Here is a 1,773-nt window from a genome sequence, read left to right as displayed (position 1 = left end):
CGGAAGTCTTCCTGCCGCAGGAGCCGCAGCCTCCGATGCCCCGCAGAGCAGCAGCACAGCCCGACCCCGTTTTTCCGGAACCGCCTGCCGCAGCACCTGCGCCGGAGGCACAGCCGGACTTCTCCTCTGAGCTGGAAGCCATGATTCGGGATTCCAGACCGCAGGAGGGCGAGCCGTACGACATGGACATTGACCTGCCCATCCCCACAGACGGAGACACCGCCGGCATTGTCACACCGGAGGAATGGTCGGCAGCCCCGCCGGAGCTGGCAAAAGCCGAAAAACAGGCGGAGTCTGCCGGCGCACCGGAATTGGCAGTGCCCCAGTCTGCCGTGCTGCAAAAGCCCTATCAGATTCCGCCCATGGACTTCCTCCAGCCGGGCATCAGCCGTGCCAACGACCCTGCTGCGGAGCAGGAGCTGAAGGAAAAGGCCGGCATTCTGGTGGACACGCTCAACAGCTTTGGCGTGACCGTCCGCATCACCGGCATCTCCAGAGGGCCGTCTGTCACACGCTATGAAATTCAGTCCGCCGCCGGTGTCAAGGTTTCGAAGATCACCGGTCTGGCGGATGACATCGCCCTCTCGCTGGCAGCGCAGGGGGTCCGTATCGAAGCGCCAATTCCCGGCAAGCCTGCCATCGGCATCGAAGTCCCCAACAGTCACAAGGACACCGTCTCCCTGCGGGAAATTCTGGAGAGCGACAACTTCCGCAATGCCAGCAGCAAGCTCGCCTTTGCCGTGGGCAGAGATATCGCCGGAAACTGTATTGTTGGCGACATCGCACGGCTGCCTCACATGATCATCGCCGGCGCAACCGGTTCCGGTAAGTCCGTCTGCACCAACTCCATCATCATGAGTATTCTCTACCACGCTTCTCCCGACGAGGTCAAGCTCATCCTCATCGACCCGAAGATCGTAGAATTTACCGTATACGAGGGAATCCCCCACCTGCTCATCCCCGTGGTCACCGACCCCAAAAAGGCAGCCGGTGCGCTGAACTGGGCGGTACAGGAGATGCAGCGGCGGTACAGCCTGTTTGCAGAGAACAGCGTCCGTGACCTCAGCGACTACAACACTATGGCATCCCAGCCGGACAGCGAGCTGGAACCGCTGCCGCAGATCGTCGTCATCATCGACGAGCTGGCGGACCTGATGATGACCACCTCCAAGGAAGTGGAGGACGCCATCTGCCGTCTGGCACAGAAAGCACGTGCTGCCGGCATGCACCTCATCATTGCGACCCAGCGTCCGACCACAGACATCATCACCGGTCTGATCAAGGCGAACATCCCCAGCCGAATCGCCCTCTCCGTCCGCTCGCAGGTGGACTCCCGCACCATCCTGGACACCGGCGGTGCGGAAAAGCTACTGGGACACGGCGACATGCTGTACCTTCCCAATGGCAAGATCAAGCCGGTGCGTGTGCAGGGCTGCTTCACCTCCACCAAGGAGATCGAAAAGACGGTTTCCTTCATCAAGGCGCAGACACAGACACAGTACAGCGACGACATCATGGAGCAGGTGGAACAGAGCATTCCGGTTGTCAAAAGCGAACAGAAACCGGCGCAGACACAAAATAATGACCTGCCGGAACCGGGCAGCGATGAGGATATATTGGAACGTGCCATCGAGGTCGTGGTGGAAGCCGGTCAGGCATCGACCTCCTCTCTCCAGCGGCGGCTGAAGCTGGGCTATGCCCGTGCCGCACGAATGATGGATGAGCTGGAGGAGATGGGCGTGATCGGGCCGTACGAGGGCGCAAAGCCCCGCA

At 61.0% G+C, this 1,773-nt stretch carries 1 protein-coding gene; it reads left to right on the top strand.

Annotated features, from left to right (window positions below; translation table 11 throughout):
* Positions 1 to 35: 35 nt before the first annotated feature.
* Positions 36 to 1,773 (top strand): DNA translocase FtsK (locus QZL66_RS00555; RefSeq protein ID WP_293601734.1); only part of this gene is annotated, 1,738 nt, incomplete at its 3' end.

Source organism: Ruminococcus sp. CAG:330 (genome assembly GCF_000437175.1).
GTDB lineage: Bacteria > Bacillota > Clostridia > Oscillospirales > Ruminococcaceae > Ruminococcus_C.
Note: the sequence above shows the minus strand (reverse complement) of the source record. Positions and strands in the feature narration are given on the sequence as shown.